This window comes from Sphingomonas sp. ABOLE (assembly GCF_003950455.1).
Lineage (GTDB): Bacteria > Pseudomonadota > Alphaproteobacteria > Sphingomonadales > Sphingomonadaceae > Sphingomonas > Sphingomonas trueperi.
Genome location: NZ_QQWY01000015.1, coordinates 60,719 through 74,745 on the forward strand (window position 1 = coordinate 60,719; position 14,027 = coordinate 74,745).

15 protein-coding genes are annotated in these 14,027 nt (G+C 69.1%); 6 read left to right on the plus strand and 9 right to left on the minus strand.

Annotated features, from left to right (window positions below):
* Positions 1-25 precede the first annotated feature (25 nt).
* From CA234_RS11220 to CA234_RS11235, 4 genes are read right to left on the minus strand one after another with little or no spacing between them, the layout of a single operon-like run.
* On the minus strand, positions 26-967 hold the full coding sequence (locus tag CA234_RS11220; RefSeq protein ID WP_125974829.1) for a hydrogen peroxide-inducible genes activator: 942 nt from the start codon (positions 965-967) through the stop codon (positions 26-28).
* Positions 968-1,004: 37 nt separating this feature from the next.
* Positions 1,005-1,262 carry a hypothetical protein gene (locus tag CA234_RS11225; protein WP_126001724.1) on the minus strand — a complete coding sequence of 86 codons (258 nt, stop codon included), beginning with the start codon at positions 1,260-1,262 and terminating at the stop codon, positions 1,005-1,007.
* Between the two features lie 2 nt (positions 1,263-1,264).
* Positions 1,265-3,655: a DUF2309 domain-containing protein gene (locus tag CA234_RS11230; protein ID WP_125974833.1), complete on the minus strand. Its 2,391-nt coding sequence runs from the start codon at positions 3,653-3,655 to the stop codon at positions 1,265-1,267.
* A 4-nt stretch (positions 3,656-3,659) separates the two neighbouring features.
* On the minus strand, positions 3,660-5,207 hold the full coding sequence (locus CA234_RS11235) for a proton-conducting transporter membrane subunit (RefSeq protein WP_126001747.1): 1,548 nt from the start codon (positions 5,205-5,207) through the stop codon (positions 3,660-3,662).
* A gap of 102 nt (positions 5,208-5,309) precedes the next feature.
* Between CA234_RS11235 and CA234_RS11240 the strand changes: the two genes are divergently transcribed.
* From CA234_RS11240 to CA234_RS11255, 4 genes are all read left to right on the plus strand, one after another.
* The gene (locus tag CA234_RS11240; RefSeq protein WP_125974835.1) at positions 5,310-6,185 is read left to right on the plus strand and encodes a LysR family transcriptional regulator; all 876 of its coding nucleotides are present in this window, start codon (positions 5,310-5,312) and stop codon (positions 6,183-6,185) included.
* A gap of 69 nt (positions 6,186-6,254) precedes the next feature.
* On the plus strand, positions 6,255-7,004 hold the full coding sequence (locus CA234_RS11245; RefSeq protein WP_206431171.1) for an EAL domain-containing protein: 750 nt from the start codon (positions 6,255-6,257) through the stop codon (positions 7,002-7,004).
* 72 nt (positions 7,005-7,076) lie between these two features.
* Entirely contained in the window at positions 7,077-8,600 is a 1,524-nt protein-coding gene (locus CA234_RS11250) for a fumarate hydratase (RefSeq protein WP_125974837.1), read from the plus strand.
* A gap of 4 nt (positions 8,601-8,604) precedes the next feature.
* Positions 8,605-8,994 carry a hypothetical protein gene (locus CA234_RS11255; protein WP_125974839.1) on the plus strand — a complete coding sequence of 130 codons (390 nt, stop codon included), beginning with the start codon at positions 8,605-8,607 and terminating at the stop codon, positions 8,992-8,994.
* Between the two features lie 89 nt (positions 8,995-9,083).
* Here CA234_RS11255 and CA234_RS11260 read toward each other — a convergent pair whose 3' ends face one another.
* The 5 genes from CA234_RS11260 to CA234_RS11280 all read right to left on the minus strand — a co-directional run bounded on the left by CA234_RS11260 (position 9,084) and on the right by CA234_RS11280 (position 11,276).
* Entirely contained in the window at positions 9,084-9,404 is a 321-nt protein-coding gene (locus CA234_RS11260) for a hypothetical protein (RefSeq protein ID WP_125974841.1), read from the minus strand.
* Positions 9,401-9,616 (minus strand): hypothetical protein, encoded by a 216-nt coding sequence (locus CA234_RS11265; RefSeq protein ID WP_126001725.1) that lies wholly within the window; start codon positions 9,614-9,616, stop codon positions 9,401-9,403. Before CA234_RS11265 ends, CA234_RS11260 begins: the two co-directional genes overlap by 4 nt.
* Positions 9,613-10,038 carry a hypothetical protein gene (locus CA234_RS11270; protein WP_126001726.1) on the minus strand — a complete coding sequence of 142 codons (426 nt, stop codon included), beginning with the start codon at positions 10,036-10,038 and terminating at the stop codon, positions 9,613-9,615. Before CA234_RS11270 ends, CA234_RS11265 begins: the two co-directional genes overlap by 4 nt.
* Positions 10,039-10,110: 72 nt before the next feature.
* Positions 10,111-10,611 carry a hypothetical protein gene (locus CA234_RS11275; RefSeq protein WP_125974845.1) on the minus strand — a complete coding sequence of 167 codons (501 nt, stop codon included), beginning with the start codon at positions 10,609-10,611 and terminating at the stop codon, positions 10,111-10,113.
* 23 nt (positions 10,612-10,634) lie between these two features.
* Positions 10,635-11,276 carry a TetR/AcrR family transcriptional regulator gene (locus CA234_RS11280; RefSeq protein WP_126001727.1) on the minus strand — a complete coding sequence of 214 codons (642 nt, stop codon included), beginning with the start codon at positions 11,274-11,276 and terminating at the stop codon, positions 10,635-10,637.
* A gap of 118 nt (positions 11,277-11,394) precedes the next feature.
* Here CA234_RS11280 and CA234_RS11285 point away from each other — a divergent pair, with 118 nt between their 5' ends.
* Both CA234_RS11285 and CA234_RS11290 read left to right on the plus strand, forming a co-directional pair.
* Complete coding sequence (locus CA234_RS11285) at positions 11,395-12,840, plus strand: efflux transporter outer membrane subunit (RefSeq protein WP_241213461.1); 1,446 nt, start codon at positions 11,395-11,397, stop codon at positions 12,838-12,840.
* Positions 12,833-14,026 carry an HlyD family efflux transporter periplasmic adaptor subunit gene (locus CA234_RS11290; RefSeq protein WP_125974849.1) on the plus strand — a complete coding sequence of 398 codons (1,194 nt, stop codon included), beginning with the start codon at positions 12,833-12,835 and terminating at the stop codon, positions 14,024-14,026. The genes CA234_RS11285 and CA234_RS11290 overlap by 8 nt, the downstream gene beginning before the upstream one ends.
* The last annotated feature ends 1 nt before the right edge of the window (position 14,027 follow it).

A 14,027-nucleotide genomic window follows, 5' to 3' on the forward strand; every position in this document is an offset into this window, starting at 1 on the left:
TAAGCACAATGGCAGGCCGACTATATCATCGATAGGAAATACCTATGTCCTCGACGCAGGCCATCAGTTCCTGCGCCAGTCTCTTATAGGCCGCAGCACGCGCCACCCCGCTGCGCCACAGCAGCCCCATCTCGCGATAATGCCGCCCGCCATGGAAGGGCCGGGCGACCACGTCGTCGCCGGGGCGGATTTCCTGCCGCACATAGAGTTCGGGCAGCACCGCCAGCCCCATCCCCATGCCCGCCATCTGGCGGATCGCGTCGAGGCTGGTGCCTTCATATTCCTCCCGCACCCGGGCCCCGGCTTCCTCGGCGATCGCAATCGTCTGTTCGGCGAGCCGATAGCCGCGCTGGAGGGTCAGCAGGTCCTGCCCCGCCAGATCCTCGCGGCCGATCGAAGCGCGCGCTGCGAGGGGATGATCGGCAGCCATGGCGAGTTGGAGCGGTTCGCGGAACAGCCGCTCGACCTGTGCGCCGGGCGCAGGCAGGGGTAACTGGGCGAGGATGAGGTCGTACGTGCCGGCGGCCAATCCCTCCACCAGCGCGGCCGGGATGTTCTCCCGGACGTGCACGCGCAAGTCGTGGAACTGCTGGTGCAACCGCGCGACCAGCCGCGGCAGCAGATAGGCGCCGATGGTCGGCGTCACGCCCAGCCGGATCGTGCCGAGCAGCGCAGCATCGCCCGCGCCGGTGAGTTCGCCGAGATCGCGCACCTCCAGCAGGATGCGACGTGCCCGCTCGGCGACCTCGCGGCCGAGCGGCGTGAGGAAGGCACGGGCACCGCGCTCGACCAGCGGTGCACCCAAAGCGTCTTCGAACTGGCGAATCGCCTGGGACAGCGAGGGCTGGCTCACCCCGCACAGCGCCGCGGCGCGGGTAAAACTCGCTTCGCTGCCCAGCGCGACGAGATAGCGGAGCTGGCGCAGGCTGATCTGCTGTTCGAAACCGGGGGCGGCTTTCACATCCATACGGCTACACAGTGAAGCACAAGTGGCGGGGCCTCGCCTATGGTCTTTCCCGTCCGTTCTGCGACGATGCCGCGAGCACGGCATGGGCCGTGCCGCGCGGCAGCAGCAGGTGCCGCAGCATTTCGACGTCGTTGACGACCGCAACCGGCTCCTCCGCGAGCGCAGCCTGCAACGCCGTGCGCAGCCAGGCGCTGGTGCCCGGGTGCGAAAGCACCCAGGCGATCCGGCGATCGATCGCGGCGATCTCCACCTCGGGCTCGGCCGTGCACCGGGGCGGTGCAATCTCGATCCGCATCGTCAAACCTCCTGCGCGAAGGGCTGCCACGTCAGGCCACCAGCATAGCGCGAGGCGACCCGGCCGGCATCGTCGATCGCCAGCAGGTGCAGCCAGTGGTTGTCGAACAGCGCGCGTACCCCGTCGTGCCGGGCGAGCACCTCGGCGATCGCGTTGGTCGGCGCTTCGATCACCACGGTCAGCCGCAGCGGATCATGGACCAGCTTCTCGCCGTCATGCACCGATTGCCAGGGCAGCCCGCCGCGCAGGGTGCCGCCATTGCCTTCGAGCACGCCGATCCCGCCCACGGCATTGTGGAGCAGCTTGTTGCCCGCGCCGAACACGCCCGGCGCGACGCTGGAGCCATAATATTGGAGGCTGATCCAGCTCGCCACCACCACCGGTGCGGTGAGGATCAGTTCAAGCACCGAAAGGTCGGCATCGGCCCGCCAGTCATAATCGTGGAGGAACGCCCGGCCGCCCATCGCGCGGCCCGCCGTCCGCGCACGCGGGGCGGCGATGAAGGCGCTGCACCCGGCCAGCCCCCATTCGGGGCGCACCTCGGCCCAGTCGCGCCCCCGTGCGGCGATCTGCGTGGCGCCCTCGGCCCGGGGCAGCTTGGCCGCGCGGGCGATAGCCGCCGCCACCGAGGCGCGGGCGAGCGCTTGCTTCACCTCCGCCAGGAGCGGTGTCGGCGCGTCCACATCCTGGGCGAACAGCTGGATGCGATCGCTGGTGGTGTCGTGCAGGCCGCCGATCGCAACGGTCTCGGCGGGGATCATGATCCCCCGCGCCGCCAACCCGGCCCGCACGACGGGATCGTTGAGCAGCCCCGCAAGCAGCCGTGCATTGACGTCGCCGGCATGGCCGCCGCAGGCGCCGCACTGGAGCGCGCTCGCGTGGAGATTGTTGGTCACCCCCGCGCCATGCCCCACCAGGATCAGCAGCGGCGCGAAGTCGCTGGTCAGCGACATGGCGCGAAGGATCCGCTCCGCAGCGTCGACCGCGTCATGGTGCGGCAAGGGCGGGTGGAAGCGCGGCTTGCCCTTCGCCGCCTTGGTCTCGGCCAGCCCCAGCGTGCCCTTGAGCAGCTTGGCCGCGTAGACCAGCCCGGCCGACTCCACGAAGGCGAAGGAGGACACCGCCGCCTGTTTGAACCGCCCCCAGGCACGGTCGCCGCGGGCATTGGCATGGTCGAGCGCTTCGAGATGCGGATCGCCGCCATCGTCGCTCACCAGCCCCGGCCGCAGCAGCACCGGCAGCCGCGCCTCCCCCGCGCACGCGCCGTGCGGCCGATGCGCGGTGCCGACCCCGAAGAAGCCCGCAAAGCCCTTGGTACGGATGCCCGGCGCCACCCGCTCGATCGCGGCACGGATCGGCTCCGAGCGCACGTCGATGCAAAAGGCCATCTGCGCGATCGGCGTCGCAGCGACCGGACCTTCCACCGCCGCGTGCAGCCGGTCGGCCAGCCGGCGCTGCTCGGCCAGTTCCGCCGCGTGCTGCAGGATCGCATCCACGCAGCTGTCCTGCCCCGGCCGCGCCGGTGCCTCGTACCGGCCTGCCGCTTCGGCCCAGCGCGCGCGCAGGGAAGCCTCGCCCAGTTCCCACAGCGCCGCTTCCCAGACCAGCCGGACCGCGAGCAGATCGACCAGCGTGTCGTCAGCCTCGTTGGCCAGCTCGGCCTGCCAGCCCTGGTAGCGGGCGAATTGCGCCCAGCCGCCCAGGTCCATCAGCAGCCGCTCGAAATAGCGGGCGGCCGCATCGGCCCGTAGGCCCAGCCGCGCTGTGCTGACCGCGATCGCGTCGCTCGTACTTTCCGGTGTCTCGGCGACGAAGGCGCGGAAGCCTGTCAGCCCGAAAACCTCGGGCGTGCGGTCGAGGCAGGCTTGCGCCCGCCAGCCGGGATAGGCGCCCTGCCCTTGCGGCGCGGCCCACAAGGCCTGGCCGGCGTCGAAATAGCTGCCTGCCCAGCCGCCGATCTGGTCGGCGACCACCGACGGCCAGTCGATCCCACCCGAAACCGCGGCGATCTCGGCAAGCGTGGGCAACGCCACGGGGTCGGCCGCGTCGCCGCCGATCTGGGCCAAGAACCGCTCGAAGCTATGCGGGCGCTCGATGGGCCGAGCCGCCTTCCATGCCGCGTACAGGTCGCTTTCGTAGATCGCGCTTTCGGCGATGCGGGCGCGGTACCAGGCGCGCGGCATCGTCGCCCGTGCACCGCCGCTCCGCGCCAGCCAGGCGGAGGCCTGGGCGAGGCTGCGGCCGGTGTGGCCGAGGAAGGGGTTCACCGCGACGCTGGTCGCCAGCGGCCAGAGCGGCGGGATGGCGCGGGCGGCCTGTTCGGCGGCTTCGAGGAGCAGCCCGACATAGCTGGGCTGCGGGGCATGCGATTGCGGGTCGGCACTGCGGTACATGGGATCAAGCCTTTCCGAGAACCCGGCCGCCGATCACCCGATCGAGCAGCGCGTTGACATAGAAACCGTGGGAGAGATGCGTGCGCAGGCGCTGCGCGGCGGGATGGTCGCACCACAGCGGCAGCATCGCCTGCGCCACCGCGATGCCGCCAAAGGCGACCAGCGCGACGGCGAGCAGCGCCCATTGGAAGGGCCCCGGCGCGGGCACCGCGGGCAGCGTGCCGGCGGTCAGCCACTCGACCGCAGCGTGCAGCAGGAAATAGGCGGCGGTGGCGAGGATCGCGAAGCCGAGCGTCCGCTGGAGCAGCGCGCGTGGTGCGGCGGGGCTCATGCCCTGGACGATCAGATAGGCCACGCCGAACACCAGGATCGCGCCGAGCGCCACCGCCTGGGGCGGCTTGGTCCAGGCGCCGAAACCGATCGCCAGCGCGCCGTAGAGGATCGCCGCGCCCAGCATCGCCAGCGCGACCGCCGTGCCGTCGGGCTTGGCGACCGGGCCCAGCCGCCGCGCCGCCGCGATCCGCTCGGCCGCGCCGCCCGAGGACAGGAAGGCGTGGGCTTTGTAGAGCGAGTGCGCAACGATGTGCAGCAGCGCCAAGTAGAACAGCCCCAGCCCGCACTGCATGATCATGAAGCCCATCTGCGCGACGGTCGACCAGGCGAGCTGGGTCTTGATCGCGGGCTGGGTGGGCAGCACCAGGCTGCCGAACAGCGCGGTGAAGCCGCCCAGCACCGCCAGCAGCGCCAGCGCCGCCGGGGATGCGAGCATCACGTCGGCAAGCCGGATCAGCAGGACGCCGCCGGCGTTGATCACGCCGGCATGGAGCAGCGCCGAGACGGGGGTCGGTGCTTCCATCACTTCGGTGAGCCAGCCGTGCAGGGGGAATTGTGCGGACTTGAGCATCGCGGCGATGCCGATCCCCCAGGCGGCGAGCGCCATCGCCTCGGGCGCGGTTCCGGCGCGCGCGGCGGCAAGCAGCTGGGCAATGTCGGTCGTGCCGGTTGCCCGCCAGAGGAGCACCGCCGATCCGATCAGCAGCACGTCGGCAAGTCCCGTGCTCAACGCCTTCTTGCGCGCGGCACGGCGCGCGGCGGGACGCTCGGCGTAGAAGAGCAGCAGCCGACCCAGCCCCTGCCCCGTCGCGATCCAGGCGAAGACCAGCTGCGGCAGCGTGCCCGCCGTGACCAGCAGCATCACGCTCGCCAGCGTCACCGCCAGCCAGGCGAGGAAACGGCCCTGCCGGGCTTCGCCGTCGAGATAGGTCGCGGCGAAGCGCACCACCACCCAACCGACGAAGGCGACCAGCACCAGCATGGTCATGCTCACCACGTCCAGCCGGGCCGCTACGAAGGCTTCAGCCCCCGCCAGCGCGAGCGTGCGAGGTCCGGACCAGGCGGTCCATGCGGCCAACCCCAGGGCAGCGATCAGCGCGACGAGCGCCGCGAGCGGCACGACCCGTCGCGTCCATCCCGGCCGGAACTGCCGCCCCATACCCGCCGCGACTGCCGCCGCAGCAAGGAGCCCCGGCCCCGCATTCGCCAACCACCACATGCTCACACCCGATCTCCTGTTGTGTCGGGCGGAGCGTTAGGGCTGCGCAACGATCCGATAAAATTCATTGTTTGTAGTGCAACGTTCACTTAAACAGAACGAATGCGAGACCTGAATTACAACCATCTTCGCTATTTCTGGGCGGTCGCGCATGACGGGAACCTGACCCGAACCGCCGATCGAATGGCGGTCTCGCAATCCGCGCTCTCGACTCAAATTCGCAAGCTGGAGGAGCGACTGGGCCATGCGTTGTTCGAGCGCGAAGGACGCCGGCTGGTGCTCACCGAAGCCGGCCGCATCGCGCTCGACCATGCCGACACGATCTTCGCGACCGGCGACGAGCTGCTCGAGGTGCTGCGCGAGACCGGCCGGGCTCGCCAGGCGGTGCGGATCGGCGCGCTGGCCACGCTGTCGCGCAACTTCCAGATCGGCTTCGTCCAGCCGCTGCTCCACCGCGCCGATGTCGAGCTGGTGCTGCGCTCGGGCAGCGCGGCGGAGCTGATGCAGGCGCTCGCCGCGCTCCAGCTCGACGTGGTGCTCGCCAACCGCCCGCCGGCGCGGGACGCGATCACTCCCTATCTCGCGCACAGGATCGCCGAGCAGCGGGTAAGCCTGATCGGCCGGCCCGGTATCGCGGGCGACACCAGCCTCGCCGCCCTGCTCGCTACCCAGCCGGTGGTGCTGCCGACGCTGGAGAGCAGCGTCCGCGCGGCCTTCGATTCGCTCGCTGCAACGCTGGGCGTGCGGCCCCAGATCGCCGCCGAGGTCGACGACATGGCGCTGATGCGCCTGCTCGCACGTGAAGGCGTGGGGCTGGCGGTGCTGCCGCCGATCGTGGTGCAGGACGAGCTGGCGGCGGGCAGCCTCGTCGAATTCGATCAATTGCCGCAGGTTACCGAGAGCTTCTACGCCGTCACCCTCGAGCGCCGCTTCCCCAATCCGCTGGTGGCCGAGCTGCTCCGCGCTGCGCGACGCTGAGCTAACACGCTGTTGCCGCAACCATTGTCGTGTCAGGATCGCACCGGCATTCTATAGAAGAGAATGGAAATGCGGAGAATCTGCACGGGGTGCCGCGACGGGGTCGATTTCGACATCCCCTTCGCCATGGCCTTTCAGCCGATCGTCGACACCGACACCGGCCTGCCCTTCGCCTATGAGGCGCTCGTGCGCGGTCTGGACGGGTCCGGCGCCTGCGATGTGCTGTCGCATGTGACCGACGCCAACCGCTACGCCTTCGACCAGGCCTGCCGGGTCAAGGCGATCGAGACCGCGATGGCCGCCGGGCTGATGGCAACGGCCGCGCGCCTGTCGATCAACTTCCTCCCCAACGCGGTCTATTCCCCCGTCGCCTGCATCCAGCTGACGCTGCAGACCGCCCGCGCCGTGGCGATGCCGCTCGACCGGTTGATCTTCGAATTCACCGAGAACCAGTTGATCGCCGACCCCGAGCACGTCGCGACGATCATCGATTCGTACAAGCAGATCGGCTTCAAGGTCGCGGTCGACGATTTCGGCGCGGGCCATTCGGGGCTCGACCTGTTTGCGCGCTTCGCGCCCGATGAAGTGAAGCTCGACATGGCGCTGGTCCGCGGCATCGATCGCGAACCGCGCCGCCAGGCGATCGTCCGCGCGATGGTGGGCATGTGCAGGGAACTCGACACGCTGCTCATCGCCGAGGGGATCGAGACGGCGGAGGAAGCCGCGGTGCTGCGCGACCTCGGCGTGCGCTACCACCAGGGCTATTGGTACGCGCGGCCTGAACTCGGCGCGCTGCCGGCAATCACCCCGGGGGCCTAGTCCTGCCGCGACTTGGCCTATAGAGACACGGGTGACGCCCGCACCGGGCCCCATTTTCTGCAGGCAGTATCCATGACCGTCCTCATCAAGGAAGCCGATCTGATCGAGAGCGTCGCCGACGCGCTCCAGTACATCTCCTATTACCACCCGATGGATTATATCCGCGCGCTGGGCGACGCTTACGAGGCCGAGCAAGGCCCCGCTGCCAAGGACGCCATCGCGCAGATCCTCACCAACAGCCGGATGTGCGCCGAAGGCCATCGCCCGATCTGCCAGGACACCGGCATCGTCACCGTGTTCATCCAGTGGGGCCAGAAGTGCGTGCTGGACAGCGAGCGCTCGCTGCAGGACGTGGTCGATGAAGGCGTGCGCCGCGCGTACCTGCATCCCGAGAACCGCCTGCGCGCCTCGATCCTGCGCGATCCGGCGTTCAGCCGCGTCAACACCAAGGACAATACCCCTTGCGTGCTCAACGTCGAGATGGTCCCCGGCGACCATGTCCATGTCGAGCTGGCGGCGAAGGGCGGCGGCTCGGAGAACAAGTCGAAGTTCGCCATGCTCAACCCGAGCGACTCGATCGTCGACTGGGTGCTCGAGATGGCCCCGAAGATGGGTGCCGGCTGGTGCCCGCCGGGCATGCTCGGCATCGGCATCGGCGGCACGGCCGAGAAGGCGGTGACGCTCGCCAAGAAGTCGCTGATGGGCGACATCGACATGGCCCAGCTCAAGCAGCGGGGCCCGCAGAACGACATCGAGCGCCTCCGCATCGAGATCTTCGACAAGGTCAACGCGCTCGGCATCGGCGCGCAGGGCCTGGGCGGCCTGGCGACGATCCTCGACGTGAAGATCCTCGACTATCCGACCCACGCCGCGTCCAAGCCGATCGCGATGATCCCCAACTGCGCTGCGACCCGCCACGCGCATTTCAGCCTCGACGGCAGCGGCCCGGTCTATCTCGACCCGCCGAGCCTCGACGAGTGGCCGAAGGTGGAGTGGACGCCATCGAAGGAATCGATCCGCGTCGATCTCGACACGCTGACCCCGGAAGTGGTGGCAAGCTGGAAGCCGGGCGATCGCCTGCTGCTCAACGGCAAGATGCTCACCGGTCGCGACGCCGCGCACAAGCGCATCCAGGACATGCTGGCCAAGGGCGAGGAACTGCCCGTCGATTTCAAGGGCCGGGTGATCTATTATGTCGGCCCGGTCGATCCGGTGCGGGACGAGGTGGTCGGCCCTGCCGGCCCCACCACCGCGACCCGCATGGACAAGTTCACCGAGATGATGCTCGCCCAGACCGGGCTGATCGCGATGGTCGGCAAGGCCGAGCGCGGTCCGGTGGCGATCGAGGCGATCCGCCAGCACAAGGCCGCCTATCTGATGGCGGTGGGCGGTGCGGCCTATCTCGTGGCCCGCGCGATCAAGGGTGCGCGGGTCGTCGGCTTCGAGGATCTCGGCATGGAAGCGATCTACGAGTTCGACGTGAAGGACATGCCGGTCACCGTCGCGGTGGACGCGACCGGGGAGAGCGTCCACCATACCGGCCCGCTGGTATGGCGCGAGAAGATCGCCAAGGAGCGACTGCTCCAGCAGGCCTGAGGCCATGGGCACGCCAGACGAGACGCGATCGCGCCGCCGCGCGCGCATCACGCTGGCGTGCCTCTATCTGCTGGCGGGCGTGCTGCACCTGATGGTGCCGCGCCCGTTCCTGCACATCACGCCGGGCTGGGTGCCCTACCCCGCCCTGGTCATCGCGGGCACCGGGCTCTGCGAGATCGGGGGTGCGCTCGCGCTGCTGACGGTGCGGCTGCGCAAGCTCGCTGGCGTGATGCTGGCGCTCTACGCGCTCTGCGTGTTCCCGGCGAACCTCCAGCACGCGGTGCAGGACCTCTCGACCGGCACCGGGCTTGGCTGGGCCTATCACGCGCCGCGGCTGTTCGTGCAGCCTTTGCTCTGCTCGTGGGCGCTGTGGGCAGGCGGAGTGCGGCGCTAGAGCGTTTTCACCATGGGTGAAGACGCTCTAGATGTTTGTTTGCCGCATTTTCCGAGTCGTTGACCGTACACGGTCAACTTGAAAATGCTCTAGCCGCCGAGCGCGTCCGACAGGTGGCAGGTCTTGCCCGGCGTCAGCGCCTCGACGTGCTCGACCTGCAGGATCGAGCCGCCATCCTTCCCCTCGACATAGCGCCCGATCACCTCGCCATAGGCGGGCAGCCCGGCCTTGCGGAGCGTGTCCAGCACATGCCCGCCTGGCGCCTCGGCCAGCGCATAGCGGTTCTCGGCCAGGTCGCAGCGCCGCAGGATGAGGGCAGTGCCGTCCAGCTCCACCGTACCGATGAAGACGTCCGTGCCGTCCTGCACCGGCATTGCCGCCCCGGCAAGTGCGATCAGCATGCCGATCATAGCGGGTTGCCCTCCTTGTCGAGCAGGTCGATCTTGTACGAGCAGCCGTACAGGGTCTTGCCCGGGTGCGTCGTGGCGTTGGACACGTTCAGCGCAATGCGGGTGTGGGCGCGGAAATGATCGCCATCGGCAGGATCGGTGACGTCGCTGATCACGCGCTCGCCGAGGAACTTGCGAAACTTGATCTCTGCTTCGGCCTGCGCCCGCGTCACCTGCCCGAGGCGACCAGCGCGTCGACCAGCCCGTCCGACCCCATCGCGTTCTCGATCTTCTCCTTGCCCGCGACGACCTCGGGATCGGGCTCGTCGAGGATCGCCAGGATGCCGCTGGAGGTGAACGCGATGCGCCGCGTGCTGTACGCCCCGGCCACGGTGATCGGGGCGGGCAGATCATATTCCTTGAGCAGGAAATTGGTGGACTTCACCGGCTTCCAGCCGAGCTTGGCGGCCATCGCGTCATCGCCCGCCACGGCATTGGCGAAGCCGGCATAGGTCGGCGCGTCGAGGCGGCAGGCGATCGCGTCGCGCACGTCGATCTTGGCGGGATCGACGTCGTCGTCCTGCACCGCGGCGGCGAACGCGGATGCCGGCAGCAGCGCGGCGAGCAAGGCGATGCGGAAGGATGGGATCTTCATGGCGGCCGGTTATTACGCTGCCGACGAGGCAACAATCGGTTCGCGCCGAAGCGATGCGCCGGCGGGGTCGTCCTATTCGGGCAGAATCCGCACCCGGCGCTTGCCCCAATAGCTGAGGTCGATCGAGAAATGCACGGGGGCGCCCTTTCGGGTCAGGATCATCTGGTCCCCGCGCCCGCCTTCGCCGGTATAGCTGAATGCCCAACCCTGCTTCTTCAGCGCCTCGCCGACCTTGAGCACCGCCGACTGGTCGCGATCGTGCCACAAGGTAATCTGGCGGAAGCCGCTCGCGCCGTCGCCGCCCGTCAGGTCGAGCGCCGCCTCATACGGGCCCTCGCCCAGCAGCATCACCCCGGAGCGACGGCAGCGCAGATGGCCGCCATCCATCTGGAGGCACTGGTCGAACCCGGCACGCTTGGCATCGGCGAGGCTGCCGCTGACCGGCAGGCCGGCATAGGCAAGCGAGGGCGGCGGCGGTGCGGGGGGCTCGCTGCTGCATCCGGCCACCAGCAGCGCCGCAACGGCGACTGCCGCGCGCACGGCGCTGCGATGATGGTGCTCTGGCCGCCGCATGTCCTTACCCCCTCGTGGGAAGCCTAGGCGGCGCCCGGCTCGGGTGCAAATGCCCGAAGGAAGAGATCGACGATATAATCGGTCTCGTCCTCGATCTCGGCATCGCTGAACTGGTGGCCCAGCATCGCCCGCTGCTGCGAGCCCATGCACAGGCTGGTCAGCGCAAACGCCGCCTTGAGCGGATCGGCGGCGCGCAGCTGCCCCTTGTGCATCGCGTCCTGCAGATGCGCCGCCAGCAGCTCGCGCGTGCGCTGCGGGCCACGGCGGAAGAAGATCTCCCCCATTTCCGGCGAACGCTCGACCTCGGCGTGGATCACCCGGTGCAGCTGGATCGCCTCGCGCGAGGTCACTTTCCGCAACAGGCTGCGGATGAACGCACAGAGCGTCGCCTGGAGATTGTCCGACGGCACCAGCAGCTGCATCACCTGCTCGCGATACTCGCGCGTCACTTCGTCCACGCAGGCGTCGAACAATTCTTCCTTCGACGCGAAATAGCTCCACAGCGTGCCCTTGGAGCCACCCAGCTCGGCCGCGATCGCCGACATGGAGACGCCGACATAGCCCTGCTCCATGAAGTGGCGCTTGGCGATGGCAAGGATGGCGGCACGCCGATCCTGTTTCCGCGCTGCGCGTTTGCCGAGACATTTAGGGGTTACGATTTCCATAACCGTACTATAGGGTACGATTTTCTATTGACAAGGCCGGAAGCCCTCTCCATCTGGAACTCGTACCCAATAGTACGGTTTTTTCCAGACCATGATGAGTCGTTTCCCAACAAGGCCCTTGTTGCTGTCTGCGGCTGCCGCCTCCGCGCTGGCCGCGTGCGCGCCGGTGCCGAACCTCGGCGCCCGGCCGGAAGTGCGCGCGGCGGACAGCTACGCCGCCAGCCAGTCGCTCGCCGGTACCGCCCAGACCCAGGCGCAGTGGCCCGTCACCAACTGGTGGACCGCCTATAACGATCCGCAGCTCAACGCATTGATGGACGAGGCCTTCCGCGGCGCGCCCAACCTGGCGGCGGCCGCCGCGCGGTTGCGCTCGGCCCAGGCCTATGCCGTCCAGGTCGGCGCCGCCCGGCTGCCGCGCGTGGATGCCAGCGGTTCGGCCGCGGCCAACCAGATCAACACCGGCGACGGGCTGCCGATCGAGATCGGATCGAACGTGCAGACCCTCGGCTATGGCACGCTCAACCTGGCCTTCGACCTGGATCTCTGGGGCAAGAACCGCGCCCAGCTCGCCGCCGCCACGTCGGAAGCGGAAGCCGCGCGGTTGGAGCTGGAACAGGCGCGGCTCGCGCTCTCGACCAACATCGCCGCCGCCTATGCCGATCTCGCCCGCCTCGCGGCCGATCGCCGGGTGCAGGAGCGCGCGCTGGAGGTTCGCCTCGCCACGCAAAAGCTGGTCACCGATCGCGTGACCAACGGCCTCGAAACCCGCGCCGAAGAGAAGCAGGCGGCCGCCGCCGTCCCCGCCGCCCGCGCGCAGCTCGCCGCGATCGACGAGGATATCGGCCTTACCCGCAACCGCATCGCCGCGCTGCTCGGCCAGGGCCCCGATCGCGGCCTGAGCATCGCCCTGCCCGCCGCGCCGACCGAGGCGCGCGGCATCCCGGCCGACGTGACGACCGACCTGATCGGCCGCCGCCCGGACGTCGCCGCCGCTCGTGCGCGGGTCGAAGCCGCCGCGAGCCGGATCAAGGCCGCGCGGGCCGATTTCTACCCGTCGATCCGCCTGAGCGCTCTCGCCGGCTATGGCGCGCTCGGCCTTGACAACCTTGTCAAAGGCAATGGCGCATCGGTGTTCCAGGCGGGCCCGGCGATCAGCCTGCCGATCTTCCATGGCGGCGAACTGCGCGGTCAATATGCCCGCGCGCGCGCGACCTATGACGAGGCGGTCGCGAACTACGACAACAGCGTCACCACCGCTTATCATGACGTGGCGGACGCGGTGACCAGCCAGAAGGCGCTGGCCACACGCCTGGCCCAGAGCCGCCAGGCGCTGGACGATTCCGAACAGGCCTATTCGATCGCCCAGCAACGCTATCAAGGCGGGCTGTCGCGATTTCTCGATGTTCTGACCGCCGAGGAGAGGGTGTTGCAGAACCGCCAGATCGTCGCCGACCTGGAAGCGCGCGCATTCACGCTCGACGTCCAGCTCGTCCGCGCACTCGGCGGAGGCTTTTCCACCAACAACGCGGCCGCTGCCGCTTCCGAGGTCAAGACCCATGGCTGATGCAGAACCCGCCATCCATTCCGCCCGCGGCGATGCCGCCGATCGCAACGAGCCGTCGCAGGCCCCCGCCCATACAGACATGGACGACAGCGAGCGCAAGAACCTGCGCAAGCGGCTGATGCTCGGCGTCGGCGGCCTCGTGCTGGTCGCCGGCCTCGGCTATGGCGGCTATTACATGGCCGTCGGCAGCCATTATGTGAGCACCGACAACGCCTATGTCGGCGCCGACAGCGCCAGCATCACGCCGATGACCGGCGGCCAGGTACTGCGCGTGGCGGTGTCGGACACCCAGGCGGTGAAGAAGGGCGACGTGCTCGTCCAGATCGACGACAGCGACGCCAGGATCGCGCTGGCCCAGGCCGAGGCGGATCTCGCCCGCGCCACCCGCCAGTTCGGCCAGACCTCGGCCACCAGCGAAGCGCTGGCCGCGCAGGTCCAGGCCCGCGAAGCCGACATCGCCCGCGCGCGGGCGCAGGTGACCGCGGCCCAGGCCGATTTCGAGAAGGCCCGCATCGACCTTTCCCGTCGCCAGAAGCTCGCCCCCAACGGCGCGGTCTCGGGCGAGGAGCTGACCTCGGCTACCAACGCCTTCCAGGCGGCACGCGCGAACCTCGAACTCGCTAAGGCCGGACTGGCCCAGGCAAACTCGACCCGCGTCGCGGCCAGCGGACAGCTGGCGGCGAATCAGGCGCTGGTCAACGGCGCCACCGCGACCACGGCACCGGAAGTGCTGGCCGCGCGCGCCAAGGTGGATCAGGCCAAGCTCGACCTCGCCCGCACCGTCATCCGCGCGCCGTTCGACGGCGTGGTCACCCGCCGCAACGTCCAGGTCGGCCAGCGCGTGGCACCGGGCGCCCAGCTGATGCTGATCGTCCCGCTCAACCAGCTCTATGTCGACGCCAACTTCAAGGAAGGCCAGCTGACCCGCGTGAAGGTCGGCCAGCCGGTCGAGCTGACCTCCGACCTCTATGGCGGCGACGTGAAGTATCATGGCCGCGTGGTCGGCTTCTCGGGCGGCACCGGCTCGTCCTTCGCGCTGATCCCGGCGCAGAATGCGACCGGCAACTGGATCAAGGTGGTCCAGCGCCTGCCGGTGCGCGTCGCGCTCGATCCGAAGGAACTGCAGGCGCACCCGCTGCGCGTCGGCCTGTCGATGGATGCCGAGATCGATACCTCGGCCAAGTAAG